Source organism: Bradyrhizobium algeriense, assembly GCF_003062295.1.
Taxonomy (GTDB): Bacteria; Pseudomonadota; Alphaproteobacteria; order Rhizobiales; family Xanthobacteraceae; genus Bradyrhizobium; species Bradyrhizobium algeriense.
This window is the reverse complement of record NZ_PYCN01000063.1, coordinates 1-15,040: the sequence shown is the minus strand read 5'-3', so window position 1 is coordinate 15,040 and position 15,040 is coordinate 1. Positions and strand designations below refer to the sequence as shown.

Below are 15,040 nucleotides of genomic sequence, written 5' to 3'. Positions count from 1 at the left end.
ACGAGACACGCTACCGTACGCGAGTGATCAACAATTTGCACCGACGTGCCAAGACATTCGGCTTTGTTCTGCAGCCCTTGGAACCGGGAGCTGGTGCCGTTTCTTAGGAATCGTTCTCCAGCGTCAGCTCCCCGATCTTGGCATGCAGCGACTTCACATCGATCGCAGGCGTGGCCGGCGCAGCGCCGCCAGGTCCAAAAACTCCGCAAGCGCCACCCTCCAGCTGCGCCTTCCACGCCGTAATCTGATTGGGGTGGACGTCGAACTGCTCGGCAAGCTGAGCTATCGTCCGGTCGCCCTTGACGGCGGCAAGCGCCACCTTCGCCTTGAAGGCCGGTGTGTGGTTTCGGCGTGCTCGTCTGCTCATCGTCGCTCCTGATTCGCAGGCACCAGCGTGCCCGCTGTCAGGCAGAAACTCCACTTACCGACCTGTTCAAATTTGCGGAGCCGGCTCTTCGGACGCCTCGCCAGTGGCGAGGATGCTTTCGTTTCCCGCTCGCGCCTTCGTCTTAATGAGGGGCGTCCCTACGGTTCGAGCCGGACCGGCCGCTTTATCTTCGGCCTCCGTTGTCCTGCCGACATTGCCAAGTTGCGTGCGCGAGACACAATCCGCAAAGTCGCGGCGCCCCGATGAAATTGCCGAAACGCTTCCGCAGCGGACGCATCGAGGAAGCTGGTGGTCGTCTGAGCGTCTGCCGGCGACGAGAGAACTCCAGCCGGCACGCCGTGCTGCCATCCGCGCGCAGCGCGGAAGCTCACAACCAATTGCCCGAATGTCGGATAAGCATGGTCCAGATGGGCGTCCGCAAACGAAATTAGCTCGCTGGACAGATCGCACGGTACGCGGCCGGCGTTATCGGCGTAAATTTCAAAATGGCGTTTCTTGGCGGTAAGAAGATCGGCTGCGACCGCTCCTCGGCATGCGTCGTAGAATTCCTGCGCGTTCGATTTCGGCTCGCCTTTCACGGCGCTGATGTAGCTGAAGTCGGTGTCGGTGCCGTCGGTCCGGCGGACCCAAAAGCCAGGCGTCGAGTATCCCTCCCCGACATTCCGCCGCCGGAAAAAGTGTTCGATACCGGATCCGATCTTTGCCGGGCTATCGGTGATGACCGCGTCATAGCGCTCGAGAAGAGCAACCAGATCATCGTGGTCCGAACGGCCTTCCACGATCTGGTTGTCGAAATGCCGGGCAAGCATCTCCTTGAAATGGGTTAACGCCTCTGTCTGCGTCCTCCAGGATCGACCGTTCGGCAAATTGATCGGCTTAGCCATCATCCCCCCAATCGCATTTCGTTTTCGGCAACACGTCTATTTTTGGCGGCGAGCGCCGAAATCTCTCAGACGGCGCTTGGAATCAGGTTTGGCGGCGGCACGCAGCAATTCTTGCCAATTGTTCGGTGGACTTCCTCGGTTCAGCATCTTCCGGAACACGGCGTAAGCATCCGTCGTGCTGCCATAGGCGCGCAACGTTTCGTCGTCGTTCACCCAAGCGAGGATGATAACCTTGCTTGTGTCCGTCTGCTGATAGCGAAAGAACAGCCGATACTGTAAAAAAAAAGTTCGCGCGAAACCAGTGTTTGTAGTCAGCGCCGAGCGTATCGCCCTGCCGGAACACGTCGCCGGCCGGATCGGCGGGAATGTTTTCAAAGGCGACTTTCAGGATCGCGGCAAGTAGTTTTGCCGCTCGTTTCTTCTTATAACCTTTCGGGTCCTTGGCTCGCGCCTTCTCGACGGCCGCGATCAGCGCCTCCAGCTGATCAAGGAAGAGAGGATGCGCGTAGATGGTCCAGCCATTGATCTCGATCGTCCGGTCCGTCACGCATGGTCGTCCGGCAAGGCTGCGTCGAGATCGACCTCAACGCCCTCGACGAGGGCTGCACCGCGCGCGAGCATAGTCGGCGGTATCGGTCGAACCCGCGCCGGGTGCGCCGCCATGTCCTTCTCAAGAAAGCGCAGAAAATTTGCGATGACGGGGTCAGCCTGCTCGTCCGCCACTTTCTTTGCCAACACGACGGTTCCGTCGGCGAGCCCCCGAAACACCACGCGGTCACGCTTGCCCAGCGCCAGCATCTTGCGGATCGCCGCGGGGACGGTGGTCTGGCCCCGTTCGGTGATCGTTGCGGGGATTTCGAGAATCTCGGCTGTCTTCGCCATTCGCGGCCTCCCTTGGTGCCTTGATGTAATGCATTTGCATTGTAAGTCAAGATCGGTGATATTCGCAGTCACTAGAACTAGCTTAGCTTAGCTAGTTTCTGTCGCGAAACACCTGCATTTGTGTTGAGGGCGCCATTTCCTCAATAAAACCGGGGCGAATTAGCAGTAGATGCTAGCATTCGCCATGTGTTTTGACGCGAGTTTCGTCGCGATTTCATGAGGCGTCCGGTAGACGGTGGTGTGGTTGCACTGAAGTGCAGCGGATAAGATTTCCGCCGCAAGCGAGGGACTTGAAGGGATATTGTCAGCGGCTTTTCGTCTGCGCGATGATCGGTCCGCCAACAGGGCTGCGATCTTCATGAGGTTGTTGGCGAGCACGGCGGCTGCAACCCATAGCTCGAAGCGCTCGCGACCTTCGGCGAGACAACGCTTCATGCCGCGACCGCGGAACAATACCGAGATGCGCCCTCGATGCCGGCGCGAAAGCGCTGGCCGTCCTTGAACTCCCGGCTCTTCTCATAGGCTTCGCGTTCGGGCGCCTTGGTGCCGCCCCGCTGTGGGATGCACACCACCTTGACGCCTTCCTGCTTGCACGACATCACGTTCTTCTCGCTGAAGAAGCCGCGATCGCCCGGATGGAAGGGTTAGAGGCGATTGCCGATACCACATTTGGGTCGGCACTCAAACTCATTGCCGCCGATAGCCACATCAGTTGCCCGGACCGTATCCCATTCGTCACGCAGGACGCCGGCGGCCGCTGCAACGCGCGACCGCTGGTTCGCCGTGAGCAGATGGGTGCGCCTGACGGTTTCATCGCACAGGATCTCGTCGAGATCCGCGTCGGCGGCGAACTGCCGCGCATAGCGGTCGTCGGGATGGGCGGCAAGCGCTTCCCGCGCCGCCTGCCACCAGGCTGGCATGAGCCCGCGGTGGCGGAACACGGCGACCCGGCCGATAGCGACCGCAACCGACCCTCTGAGATCCGCCGGCACAAGGTCCAGCGGCTCGGCGATGGATGGATCAAACCGGGCAGCCTGAACAAGATAGCCGGCGACGCCTTCATTGCCCGGATCAGCATTCAACGCCGAGCGGAAGGCGAGCACCTCCTCCCAACGTCCTTGCAAGAGGAGCGAGAATGCCTTGTTGGCGATCGCCTTCGGCTCCGTTGGCGCATGATCATAGGCGTCTGAAAGCAGCCGCGCGGCATTCTCGTCTTCGCCCAGGGGCCAGTAGACACGATCCGATATTGGCCTTGATCCGGAACAGGATCCGCCCCGATGCCGTCTGCTCCACCCGCTCCAGCAGACGCTCAAGCAGGGGCAATGCCGTCCGCGGCTTGCCCGAGTTTGCAAGTTCGCGATATTCGTCGATATCGGCGTCGAGTTGGGCCTCCAGCGCAGTGGCGCCACGCGTCGCGTCGCCCGGCGCGAGCTGCAGGGTTTCGAAGCGGGCGAGCCTGGCATCGAGCTGGGACAGTCCGGTTTCGACGCTCGCTTTCACTTCTTGTTGGGCGACGGCGACACGATCGACCCGCTCGAGAATCCGGTCGCTGAACGGTCCGTAATCCGGGTCGAACTGCTTGCGCGCATCCGCCCTCTCGCTGATCCGTCCCTCGAGGGTGGTCCAGCCCCAGACGTAGATCAGAATGGAGCGGCCCTTGGTCGTCTGCTCGAGGGACAGCTCCCTTGCCAATTCCTGGAGCGCCACGTCGTCGGGCGCCGTCGTAATAATGAAGTATTCCCGCAGCTCAGGGCGAAACATAAGCGCTTTACGAACTTCGTCGCGCACTTCGTCCGCGGTCAGAACATGTCCATCGCTGTTCAGCTTGCATTGGATGCCGACGTGATAGCCGGGGTCGCCGTTGCGCACGCCGAAGAGATCGACGCCATTTTGGCGTTGGCCGCGGCGGCCGTTACGTTGAACGTTCGGGTCGCCTAGAAGGCCTCGCCAAAGCGCAACGGAGGCGCGTTCGAAGGCCTGTTCGTCGGCTGGCTTGGGGATTTGTGTGGCGGCAAGCAACGACATGATCGAATCAAATCACACCATAGCGTCATCGTCGTCGCTCAGCGTGGGTGTTCATAGAATTCCCCACGCCCGATACCGTCCGCGTCCGGTCGCCTCACGCAAGCCGAGCTCGCCGACCAGGTCTTGGGCGGCGCGCGCTGTGATTCCGAGCTCCGCCGCGATCATGCCGGCCGAGACGATCGGGCGGGTCAGCACGTAGTCGAGCAGGGCCGGCAGTTTTGAGGTGGCGCGGCGGCCGGCGAGTTTTCGGGCAAGCAGGGTGCGCTGGTTAAGCCAGCGGTCATGATGTTTGAGTCCGGCGTCGGCGGCGGCCGTGATCGCCGCGAGCTGCACGGCGAGGCGCGCCGCGACGTCGCGCGGCCGGCGCCGCTCGCGCGGGATCGCCTTCAGCCCGTCATGGAGGCACGCCAGGTGCCAGCGCGTCTTGCCGCGTTCGCGCAACAGCGCGGCGCCGAGCAGGCGGCCGAGCCAGGGCGTGTGCTGCAGCGGCGCGATGGCGTCCCAGGCCTCGGCCGCGATCGCCGCCGCCAGGGTCGGCGGCAGGGCGTGGGTCTCATCGACGGCGGCGCGCCAGTCGCCGAGGCGGCCGTCCTCGTCCCAGTCGGGATCGTAGACCAACGGATCCCGCTCCGGGTCGGGACGGCTCTTGCCGGCGAGCCTGCGCTCCGCCCTGGCATTCGCGGCGTCGACCGCGGCGAAGGCAGCCGCGAGGTGCAGATCGGTCTCGACGACCCCGAATGGCGCCTCCCTCTCCGCCGCGACAAGCTGCTCATCGGCTGCATCCGCGCCGTCCTCCCGTTCTTGCGTCCGCTCGCTGGTGTCGTCGCCCACCCGTCCTTGGTCCCGGTCGCCCTGCCCGCCCCGGCCGCGCAGGCTGTCGAGCCCCGCCGGTGATGGCGCCCAATCCGGCTTCGCGTCGGCGATGCGGCGCCGGGTCCGCAGCACGGCGTGGGCGCGGGTGAGTTCGTGGGTCGGGGCACGGATGTCCATGCTGGCGTCGTGGAGAACCAGATCTTCGAGATGGACCAACTCGCCTTCCAGCCACAGACTGGCGCAGGCGTCAGTATAATGTGTGCGCGCAACCCAGCCGTCGCGGATCGGGCTCTTGGCCAAGCGTTCGTCGAGCCGGGCCAGCGCGTCCTCGGCGATGGCGAGCGGGCCGGCGAGCTGAGCCCAAGGCAGTGGATCGGGGATCTGGTACCAGCCAGTTTGCAAGTTCTTGATAACCTTAACAGGAATCTCTCAAACGGAAGCTATCACGGGAATAGCTTCCGTCATAGCAACAGCTAGTTCCGCGTGGCGCTCACTATCGATAACTATCTCTTATCGATAGGGTTGGACGCGGACTCGCAAATCAGCGATTCTGGGCCTCCGGAAGCCCCAACTAACGCCCTCAGCCGGGCTGAAATCGATGCGAGAGCGTGTCCCGTGGCAGCCCCTCCCCTCCTCCGGAAGAAGCAATGCCCTCCCCTTTCGGTCGGATTTTGGCCCCGGCGATCCGCGGGTGGACGCGATCGCGTTCAGGAATCGTCGAACAGGTTGTCGCGAAACGCCTTGTCGGCCGGGCCGTCCCCTGGCGGCATCGCCGCGCGCCCGAAGTTTTCGGGCGAAGTCGAGCCCAACATCGACAACGGACATCCCAGCCTGGTCGAGCTCGGCATCGAGATGTTCGAACCCGGCCTCCATCTCGCTGGCTTCGATCGCCGCGATCTCCTCCTCGCTCAGATCCTCGGTGCGAACGGCCCGCCGATTGCGGGCGGCCATCTGGTTCTGGTCGGGGGTTGGTCCGCCGTCTTTGGGCATTGGGGGAGCCCTTTGCTTGTCGGTTTCGGCCATGACGCGCCTCTCCTTTCGGTCGCTGACAATAGAAGCGCTCCGGCAGCAGCTGAACTGCGCCATTTCTGCGCGGAGACGCATTGAAAATCGCCTTCAGGTCGCTTATAGTCACAGTAGTCATTATAGTCACAGGAGCATGCCGTGACCGCATCCCAAAAGTTCCCAGCGCGCGAATCGGGCCATTGGACCGTAGCCGGCGCCAAGGCACGCCTGTCGGAGGTCATCGAGCGCGCCCAGACCGATCCCCAGATCATCACCCGCCACGGCAAGCCCAGCGTCGTCATTGTCTCGGCCGAGGAGTGGGCGCGCAAGACCGTCCGCAAGGGTTCGCTTGCCGAATTTCTGATGGCGTCGCCGCTACGCAACGCTGATCTCGATCTCGATCGGGTCCGCGATCAGCCGCGCGACCTCGATCTATGAACGTCCTGCTCGACACCAACGTGCTGTCGGAGGTTCGCCGGCCGGCGCCCGACCCGAAGGTCCTCGCCTGGCTCGATACGATCGACGAGGACCGCGCCTTCATCAGCGTGGCGTCGATCGCGGAGCTCCGGCGCGGCATCGCGCTGATGGCGGAGGGCCGGCGTCGTGCTGCGCTGGCCGCCTGGCTGGCAGCCGATCTGCCGGTGCGGTTTGCCGGGCGTATCCTGCCGATCGATCCCGCCGTCGCCGAGCGCTGGGGGGATCTGATGGCGCAGGCCCGTCAAAACGGTTTTGCACTCTCGGTCATGGACGGATTCTTTGCGGCCACGGCGATCGCCCATGAGCTCGTGCTTGCGACCCGTAACACCAAGGACTTTGCGCCCCTCGGCGTGCCGGTGTTCAATCCCTGGACCGACGAAAGCAAACCGGGATGACCGTTCCTGTCCGCCTTCCAGATGCCGCTTCGCTCGAGACCGTCTTGGCAAGGCTGGATCCGGCCTCGGCCGACGCGGACCTCGTCCCTGCCCTCGCCGCCGCCTTCCCGGGATTTGAATTCAGCTTGGCGCTGATCGATGACGATTACTGGCGCGACACCCGGTCCATCTTGCGGCCGGACCGCTCGCGGCTGGGTGAGCTGCGGCCGTGGCTGATGGCCGAGCTCGCCAAGGAGAACGGTGACGTCAAGGCGCTCTGGCAGCGGTTGAAGGAGACCGATCTCCAGATCACCGAATGGCGCGGCACGAGCGCCTTCGTATCGGCGCCGACCGGGCCGGGCGCGGCCGACTACGTTCAGATCGCGCTCGGCCGCGAAATCGAATGGCGGGCCGGTCCGATCGTCGATCCCCGCTGGCCCCCCTACGGCGTGGAGGAGCTCTGCGATCCCTCCAGCATTCGGTGTGACGACGCGCCTCCGGACGACCAGCTTGCAGGGCCGATCTATCGCCTGCTCGATCGTGCCGGCGGCGCCTTTGTCCATATCCGCAGCTTTCTCGATCGCCGCGGCCGCATCGAGCGCGAGCGCCGCGAGGCCAAGCGGACCGAGATGGAGCGGCGGGTCATTCGCGAGGTTGGGCCGGACGGAACGCGCGAAACCCCCTTTCTCGAGGTCGTGCCCGATTGGTTCGACTACGTGCCGCGGGAGCTGCGGTTCTTTCGGGATTGGGAGGAGTCGAGCGCCAGCACCCACAGGGTCTTTGCCCATTGGGCGCTCGACATCCGCGACTACACCTACAAGGGGGAGCGTGAGATCGGGTTCATCCCCCGGCCGCTACGGCCGCCGAAGGAGCGGCTGATCATGACGCCGGATGCCTCGGTTCATCTGCTGATGGACCGGATCGAGGCCGTGGACCGCGAGGTCGGCCTGCCGTTCGGCTGGTTCTTCCTGATGACCCATGGCCATTGGGTCGATCCCGATGTCGGCCTGGCGATTGCGCAGGGCCTGAAGGCGCAGCGCGTGCGGCTGCCCGATGGCGACGCCCGCGTGCTGCTGCGTTGGGCGGATCGAACCTACGGCTTTTGAGGGAGCACTGGAGCGAATGGACGACGTCACCTCCCACGCGCTGGTCTCCGACCCCGAAACCCGACGCGCGCTGCAGCTCGACGCGCTCTCGGCCATCCTGCCGATGGAGCGGCGCGATCGTCTCGCCGAACTCCTAACCGACGATGACGTCGAGACGCTGAAGCATCTGGCGCGCGAGGGCATGGGCGAAAATACGCTACGCGCGCTGGCATCGGACCTGGCTTACCTGGAGGGCTGGGCCCAAGCCACGACCTGCGCGGCGTTGCCATGGCCGGCGCCGGTGAGCCTGGTGCTGAAATTCGTGGCGCATCATTTGTGGGATCCCGCCAAACGCGAAACCGACCCGCAGCATGGAATGCCGGCCGAGGTGGCGGCGGACCTGCGGGACGCTTTGCTCCTTCGCGCCGACGGGCCGCATGCACCATCGACAGTCAAGCGCCGGTTGGCGAACTGGGGCACGCTGCATCGCTGGAAAGGGCAGGAGGGTCCGTTCGCCTCGCCGAGCCTGCGCTCGGCGCTCCGGCTCGCCGTCCGCGCCAGCACGCGGCCGCGTCGGCGCAAGAGCAAGCGCGCCGTAACCCGGGATGTTCTGGACCGCTTGCTCGCGACCTGCTCGTCCGATCGGCTCGCGGACACCCGCGACCTAGCCATCCTGCTCCTGGCCTTCGCCTCCGGCGGGCGCCGGCGCAGCGAGGTGGCGCGGCTGCGGGTCGAGCAGATCAGTGACGAGCCGGCGGTAGCGCTCGATCCCCGGGACCCGAAATCGCGGACCTTGCCGTGTGTGGCGATCCATCTGGGCCGTACCAAGACCGGCGACGCCAATGAGGCGGGCAGGGTGCTCTTGGTCGGACCACCGGTCGAGGCGCTGCGCGAATGGGTGGAACGCGCCGACATCAGCAAGGGACCGATCTTCCGGGCCATCGACCGCTGGGAGGCGGTGGAGGAGAGGGCGCTGACGCCGCAGTCGATCAACTTGATCGTGAAGCGGCGCTGTGCGCTCGCGGGCCTGGAGGCGAGGGAGTTTTCTGCCCACGGCCTGAGATCGGGCTATCTCACGGAGGCGTCACGCCGTGGTGTCTCCCTACCCGAGGCGATGCAACAGTCGCAGCATCGCTCGGTGCAGCAGGCAGCCAGTTATTACAACGAAGCAGATCGACGACTCGGTCAAGCTGCACGGCTCGGCGTTTGAACAGGCGCGGCCCGAGGCCGAACTTAGATTCGGCTTGCGGCGCGGTGGAATGGGGTAGGCTGGGCCTCGACCGGGGAAGGCGATTCGGGCCATTTCGCGGGAGTTGACCGCGGTCAACTTTCTCTTGTTCCGGGGTGTTGATCCCTCGCGTGCGGGTCGGGCCCTGTCCAGCGGATGCACAAGCGGGTGTTGGCGCTAGGTGGGATCTCGCCGAAGTTGACCACGGTCAACTTTTCCGTTCGCACAGGAGGGACCGAGTCTGACCGTTAAGGATTCTTTACCCTTTAATTGTTGCGCGACCGCTCAGAATCGGGCGTACTAGCCACGCTTTGCGCATGTCCTGCATCCGAAATTCGTAACTACGCGAGAAAGCCGTGGCCCTGAACGACCAAGAAGCGATGGCGCCAATCCCGTCGGCCGCGCTCCCAGCGATCCACGATACGATCGCGGCCGACGCGCGGGAACTCTCCGCGAAGCTTCATGCCCATCGCATGAAGCTGTTTCCGCCAAAAGCCCGCAAAAACCTCCGTCGGTTTACATCCGGCGAAGTCGCTAAACTCGTCGGTATCAATGACGGCTATCTCCGCCAATTGTCGCTGGAGGGAAGGGGCCCCCAACCTGACACCAGTCCATTGGGTCGACGATCGTACACATTCGAAGACATTCAGAGCCTTCGAGCTTATCTCGACGAATCCGGCAAGGGAGTGCGACGATACCGACCGCATCGCGTCGCGGGCGAACAGTTGCAAGTCATCGGCGTCGTTAATTTCAAGGGTGGATCAGGCAAGACCACCACCGCCGCGCATCTCGCTCAACACCTCACGCTGCAGGGATATCGGGTGCTTGCGGTCGATCTCGATCCGCAGGCTTCGCTCTCGGCGCTGCACGGCTATCAGCCAGAGTTCGACGTCGAGGAAAACGGAACCCTCTACGGCGCCATCCGCTATGACAACGAGCGTCGCGAGCTGGACGAGGTCATTCGACAGACTTACTTTCCGGGGCTCGACATCGTCCCCGGCAATATCGAACTGATGGAATTCGAACACGAGACCCCGAAAGCGTTAGCTATGCGCCGGTCGGGTGATCCGCTGTTCTTCGCCCGCGTTGCCCGTGCCCTCGCCACTGTCCAGGACCGTTACGACGTCGTCGTGATCGATTGTCCGCCCCAACTTGGATTTCTCACGCTCTCCGCGCTCTGCGCGGCAACCGCGATCCTGATCCCGGTGCATCCGCAAATGCTCGACGTCATGTCGATGTGCCAATTCCTCATCATGACATCCGACCTCCTCGCCGTCGTCGCCAAGGCAGGTGGCAACATGAATTACGATTGGATGCGCTATCTCGTCACGCGCTACGAGCCCGGTGATGGACCGCAGGCCCAAATGGTCGGCTTCATGCGCTCGCTGTTCGGCGATCGCATGGTCACCAATATGATGCTCAAAAGCACGGCGATCTCCGACGCCGGCATCACAAAGCAAACACTCTATGAGGTCAGCCGCGATCAATTCACACGCGCTACCTACGACCGCGCAATGGAATCGCTGGACAGCGTCAATGGCGAAATTCAAAGCCTGATCCAAGCCGCATGGGGGAGGACCTAATGGGTCGCAAAAACCTGCTTGCTGACCTCTTGGACGACAAGTTGACCGCGGTCAACGAACCGCCGTCAGGTGGGTCCAGCGACAATCGGAGACCTTCCCAACCAACACTGGGATCGCGCGGTGCAGTCGGTGCCATGAGCCGCTCGCTCGAGATGCTGTCCGCAGAGCGCGATGCCGCCAAGGCCCTGACCGAACAACTCACCACCGGTCAAGCCGTCGTTGAAATCGATCCAGGATTGATCGACGCCTCGATCGTTCCGGATCGCATGACGGGCGTCGACGAGAAGCACCCCGCTCTCGTCGAATCGATTCGCGCCAATGGACAATTGGTTCCGATCCTCCTTCGCCCGCATCCGACCAGTCCAGGACGGTTTCAGATCGCCTATGGCAATCGTCGCGTCCGTGCGCTTGCCGAACTTGGCCATCCCGCGCGGGCGGTAGTCCGTGACCTCAGCGACGAAGACCTTGTGGTGGCACAAGGTAAAGAGAATGGCGAGCGTGAGGATCTGTCCTTCATTGAGCGGGCAACTTATGCCGCCGCGCTCGAGGATCGTGGATTCAAGCGTGAGATCATCATGGCGGCGCTCAGCGTCGACAAGACAGAACTCTCGCGCCTCATCACCGTCGCGCGGGCCCTGCCACGGAGCTTGGTCGATGCGATCGGGCCAGCGCCGAAGACCGGCCGCCGGCGCTGGATGGAGCTGGCAGAGCGGATGGTGGGTCGCCACGACCAAAAGGCATTGGCTGACAGCGTGGCTAGTGATCGCTTCGTGCGTGCTACTTCCGATGAACGGTTCTCGATCACATTCGCCGCGCTCGCGCCCCGCAAGCCCAAAGCTTCTCCACGGCCGACGACCTGGAGCGATGACGACGGCAAGAAAATTGTGAAGATTGAACGTCGCGCAGATCGCGTCACGCTCGCGCTCGATGAAAAGGCCGCGCCGGCGTTTGGAGACTTTGTGATTTCGCGGCTGCCAGAACTCTACCGCGCTTTTCGCGGGGGACGTACCGATGAATGACATCGCGCGTCTCGCCGCTTTGGATATGGCGCCGTCCGGACCTCTCATGGTCAGGCGGCGCGATGCGTACCCGCGTTTCCGTCCTCTAACCGTAGGAGCATAGCGGAAAAAGAAAAGGCCCCCGAAACGTCCCCCTTCTCTCGTCATGTTTGGCGACTGACAGAGAATCACTTTCGCGAATCGCAGTCAAGCGTCTTTAGCGACGGCGCCGTTTTGGCGAGCAGATTTTCTTTGTCCGCATGAGGCAAAGACATGCAGTCACATCCACCAACGACGCCCTTTGGGCGGCGATCGCTGACGCTTGCCCATGTGGCAAGCCAAATGGTCGCAACGGCACGCCCTCCCGAAAAGATCGTGCACAAATGGAAGATCTTCCACGCCATCTGCACGGCACGGCCGCGCCTTAGGGTGTCGGAGCGCTCGCTATCGGTATTGAACGCGCTCCTAACCTTCCATCCCGAGACCGCGCTGACAGGGGAGGATGATCTGATCGTTTTCCCGTCGAACCATCAGCTCAGTCGGCGGTCGCACGGCATGCCGGCGTCGACGCTACGGCGCCACCTGGCTGTGCTGGTCGACGCGGGGCTGATCGTTCGACGTGACAGTCCGAATGGCAAGCGATATGCGCGCAAGGACGATGCTGGCGAAATCGAGCTCGCCTTCGGCTTCGATCTGTCGCCGCTCGTCGTGCGTTCGGAGGAGTTTGAGCGCCTGGCGGCTGATATCGAAGCCGAGGCCCGCGCCCTCAAGCTCGTGCGCGAGCGGATCACGCTGTGCCGGCGCGACATCGCGAAAATGATTGCAACGGGCATCGAAGAAGCCGTTCCGACGCGAAGGGAAGGGCAGGGGCCTGCGGATTGGCAGGATGTGCACGCCACCTTCCGCGCGATCGTTGGCCAGATTCCGCGCACGGCGACGCGCCAAGAGCTCGAGCCGATCGCCGACGAGTTGTCTCAGCTCGCGGACGACGTGCTCAATCTTCTGGAAGCACACATTAAATCCACGAATCCGAACGCCAATGAGTCCCATTCTGAGCGCCACATACAGAATTCAAATCCAGATGCCCTCATTGATCTTGAACCTGTCTTTCGAGAAGGCAGGGCGGCGGGAGCTGAGTCAAAGCCTCAACCATCGCGAGTCGGGGAGGGGGCGTATCCATTGGGAATGGTCCTGAGTGCATGCCCGGACATCGTCGATTATGCGAAGGGTGGGATTTCGAACTGGCGCGATTTCCTGGCCACAGCGGCCGTCGTACGATCGATGCTGGGGATCAGTCCGAGCGCCTGGGAGGAGGCGCAAAAGGTTATGGGCGAGGTGCCCGCAGCCATCGTCGTCGCGTGTATCCTGCAGCGCGGGACGGCGATCAATTCCGCCGGCGGTTATCTGCGCGGTCTGACGCGAAAAGCCGAGGTCGGCGAATTTTCGCTTGGCCCGATCCTGATGGCGCAGATCAATTCACGCCGGCGAGACAAGCAGCGGGCGTGAGGGGATGAGGCGCCGTTCCCAGACCTTGCCTTTTTCGTGTGATCGAAGCTGCCCGCACTGACCCGGCTTCTGCGCTGTGTCGAGGCAAAGCCGTTCGGAGAGATCGTCATGGCAAAACACCCTCCAATCATCCTCACGCCGTTTTTCCAGCCTCGTGATGAAGGCGCCGCGGAGCAGCGGACGAGGCGGGCGAGGCCTGGGGGACGCTGATTCCGTTGGATGCGGAGATGGTCGAGCACGCCGTTCTGGGACAACAGACATTCACCGTCTGGTGCAACTCCGACGGCCGCATCCAACCGCAGCCGAGCAGCGACAGTCTTTTTGATGAGCTTCTGGAGAAGGGCCAGTTGAAGGAGACCGCCCTCGATGAGCTCGTCGCGGAAGCCATCGAGCAGGGCAAGAATGAACCCAATGATGACATCCTCGATATGTTCGAGACCCTGCATGAGCGGCTGGTGCGGACGGAGGGCATGGTCGCTGATGAGATCGCGCGGCGCAGGCGATGACTCTTCGCGGTGCGCGGTTTCATGCTCCGGGGTGAGCCCGTACTAACGCGAGCTCCGCATCATCACCATGGTTATCCGCGCACTGGCAACGATAGACGGAGTCGGCGGCCAGCATTGTGCGGCGACGCGAGCATCTCTTTGGCGCCTCGCAGGGTGGCCGCGTGGACGCGGCGGGCGAGGTTGCATCCACATGGCGGGTACGTCGGCATGCCTCGCTATCGATCTTGCGATGGCAACTTCGACAGGAGCGCCGAGATTGCTGATAGCGACGATCTCCATTGCGGGTGATGACGCGCCGTCCAGGTGGCCTACAAGGTGTAGCCGCATTTTGCTGCCCCGCCCGTTGCCGAATGGCTGAACGGATTAGTTACTTTCCGGCGCAAAATTCGCGCTTCTAACCAGACTGGTCAACCGCGCGGACAACGACAAGGCCCCGCCAGGGGCTGGCGGGGCCTTGAGAGGCCAGATTAGGCTGGGACGGACTACGGTTGGCGTGACTGGTTTTCCATCGCGCGTCCGATATTGATGAGGTTGTCGGCGACGACGCCGAGGCCGACCCAGCGTTTCATTCCGATGCTGCCCTTGTAGCGGCAGCGATCGAGCCCGTGTCGCCGCTTGACGACGCTGATACGTCCCTCGCATCCGGTTCGCCATTTCTGACCGTTACGGAACCAGCGCTTTTTCTGCTCACGCTTGCGCTCGGCGCTGTTGGTCGAGCGATTGGGAATGCAGACGCGTTTGACGCCTCTGGCTTTCGCTGCAGCTTCGTTCCTGGCGGAGTAAAATCCAGCATCCGCCGCCACCAGGCGTGGCGTGCGTCCGAGTTTTGCCTCGTGGGTTTCGATGGCCGGGATCAACAGCTCCGAGTCGCTTGGCCGCTGATCGTAGACGTCGTAGTCGATCACAATCTGGTTCTCTGCTTCCTGCAGTTTGACCATCTTGCCGAACTCGTTGGGCTTGCCGGCCTTGCCTTTGCGAATGATCTCGGTCGAGGGCTCGAACACACTGAGGAGCTTGCCTTCTGCCCGGGTGTTGCCGCGGAAGATACGTTCCCGGGTCTGCCGCATCACTTGCCGGACCAGCGGCAGCATCGCTTCCAGCTGCAGACGCAGGCCTTTCAACGCCAGCTGCTTCAAGATGCCCCTGGACCGCTTTACGTCTTCGGCGATCTCGCTGGAGAAGCGCTTCGCCTGACCCACCACCCGGCTCGTCGAGCTCAGTAGCTTACGGTAGCCTTCCTTGAGCTTCTCGTGATTGAGCGGCCCCTTGGCGCGCGCAATCCGCGC

General features: G+C 63.1%; 16 protein-coding genes and 2 pseudogenes. 9 read left to right on the top strand and 9 right to left on the bottom strand.

What is annotated here, in order from left to right; translation table 11 throughout:
* Positions 1-109: 109 nt before the first annotated feature.
* The 8 genes and pseudogenes from C7G61_RS40600 to C7G61_RS40565 all read right to left on the bottom strand — a co-directional run.
* A pseudogene (locus C7G61_RS40600) lies at positions 110-367 on the bottom strand (transposase); the annotation flags it as partial.
* A 158-nt stretch (positions 368-525) separates the two neighbouring features.
* Positions 526-1,272, bottom strand: coding sequence for a DUF3223 domain-containing protein (locus C7G61_RS40595; protein ID WP_108523168.1), 747 nt, complete (start codon positions 1,270-1,272; stop codon positions 526-528).
* Positions 1,273-1,308: 36 nt separating this feature from the next.
* Positions 1,309-1,819, bottom strand: a pseudogene (locus C7G61_RS40590) (type II toxin-antitoxin system YhaV family toxin).
* Positions 1,816-2,154: a type II toxin-antitoxin system PrlF family antitoxin gene (locus C7G61_RS40585; RefSeq protein WP_108523166.1), complete on the bottom strand. Its 339-nt coding sequence runs from the start codon at positions 2,152-2,154 to the stop codon at positions 1,816-1,818. Before C7G61_RS40585 ends, C7G61_RS40590 begins: the two are co-directional and overlap by 4 nt.
* Positions 2,155-2,585: 431 nt before the next feature.
* Complete coding sequence (locus C7G61_RS45325) at positions 2,586-2,753, bottom strand: hypothetical protein (RefSeq protein WP_190242230.1); 168 nt, start codon at positions 2,751-2,753, stop codon at positions 2,586-2,588.
* A gap of 45 nt (positions 2,754-2,798) precedes the next feature.
* Complete coding sequence (locus C7G61_RS40575) at positions 2,799-3,257, bottom strand: hypothetical protein (RefSeq protein ID WP_108523164.1); 459 nt, start codon at positions 3,255-3,257, stop codon at positions 2,799-2,801.
* Between the two features lie 73 nt (positions 3,258-3,330).
* Positions 3,331-4,179, bottom strand: a complete 849-nt coding sequence (locus tag C7G61_RS40570; RefSeq protein WP_108523163.1) for a hypothetical protein — start codon at positions 4,177-4,179, stop codon at positions 3,331-3,333.
* A gap of 51 nt (positions 4,180-4,230) precedes the next feature.
* A complete protein-coding gene (locus C7G61_RS40565) occupies positions 4,231-5,394 on the bottom strand; it encodes an RHE_PE00001 family protein (RefSeq protein ID WP_420836837.1) in 1,164 nt (387 codons plus the stop codon).
* A gap of 339 nt (positions 5,395-5,733) precedes the next feature.
* Between C7G61_RS40565 and C7G61_RS45320 the strand changes: the two genes are divergently transcribed.
* The 9 genes from C7G61_RS45320 (at position 5,734) to C7G61_RS40520 (ending at position 13,754) form a co-directional block, all read left to right on the top strand.
* A complete protein-coding gene (locus C7G61_RS45320) occupies positions 5,734-6,099 on the top strand; it encodes a hypothetical protein (protein WP_190242229.1) in 366 nt (121 codons plus the stop codon).
* Positions 6,100-6,156: 57 nt separating this feature from the next.
* A complete protein-coding gene (locus tag C7G61_RS40555; protein WP_108523162.1) occupies positions 6,157-6,435 on the top strand; it encodes a type II toxin-antitoxin system Phd/YefM family antitoxin in 279 nt (92 codons plus the stop codon).
* A complete protein-coding gene (locus tag C7G61_RS40550; RefSeq protein WP_108523161.1) occupies positions 6,432-6,869 on the top strand; it encodes a type II toxin-antitoxin system VapC family toxin in 438 nt (145 codons plus the stop codon). The genes C7G61_RS40555 and C7G61_RS40550 overlap by 4 nt, the downstream gene beginning before the upstream one ends.
* Positions 6,866-7,954, top strand: a complete 1,089-nt coding sequence (locus C7G61_RS40545; RefSeq protein WP_108523160.1) for a hypothetical protein — start codon at positions 6,866-6,868, stop codon at positions 7,952-7,954. Before C7G61_RS40550 ends, C7G61_RS40545 begins: the two co-directional genes overlap by 4 nt.
* A 16-nt stretch (positions 7,955-7,970) precedes the next feature.
* Positions 7,971-9,143, top strand: coding sequence for a site-specific integrase (locus tag C7G61_RS40540; RefSeq protein WP_108523159.1), 1,173 nt, complete (start codon positions 7,971-7,973; stop codon positions 9,141-9,143).
* 398 nt (positions 9,144-9,541) lie between these two features.
* Complete coding sequence (gene repA / locus C7G61_RS40535; protein ID WP_108523167.1) at positions 9,542-10,744, top strand: plasmid partitioning protein RepA; 1,203 nt, start codon at positions 9,542-9,544, stop codon at positions 10,742-10,744.
* On the top strand, positions 10,744-11,763 hold the full coding sequence (repB, locus tag C7G61_RS40530; protein WP_244608721.1) for a plasmid partitioning protein RepB: 1,020 nt from the start codon (positions 10,744-10,746) through the stop codon (positions 11,761-11,763). Before repA ends, repB begins: the two co-directional genes overlap by 1 nt.
* Positions 11,764-12,015: 252 nt before the next feature.
* A complete protein-coding gene (gene repC / locus C7G61_RS40525) occupies positions 12,016-13,248 on the top strand; it encodes a plasmid replication protein RepC (protein WP_108523157.1) in 1,233 nt (410 codons plus the stop codon).
* Positions 13,249-13,475: 227 nt separating this feature from the next.
* Positions 13,476-13,754, top strand: coding sequence for a hypothetical protein (locus C7G61_RS40520; RefSeq protein ID WP_244608720.1), 279 nt, complete (start codon positions 13,476-13,478; stop codon positions 13,752-13,754).
* Between the two features lie 482 nt (positions 13,755-14,236).
* Here the strand turns inward: C7G61_RS40520 and C7G61_RS40515 are convergent.
* On the bottom strand, positions 14,237-15,040 hold an 804-nt coding region (locus C7G61_RS40515), incomplete at its 5' end, for a transposase (protein WP_145963789.1).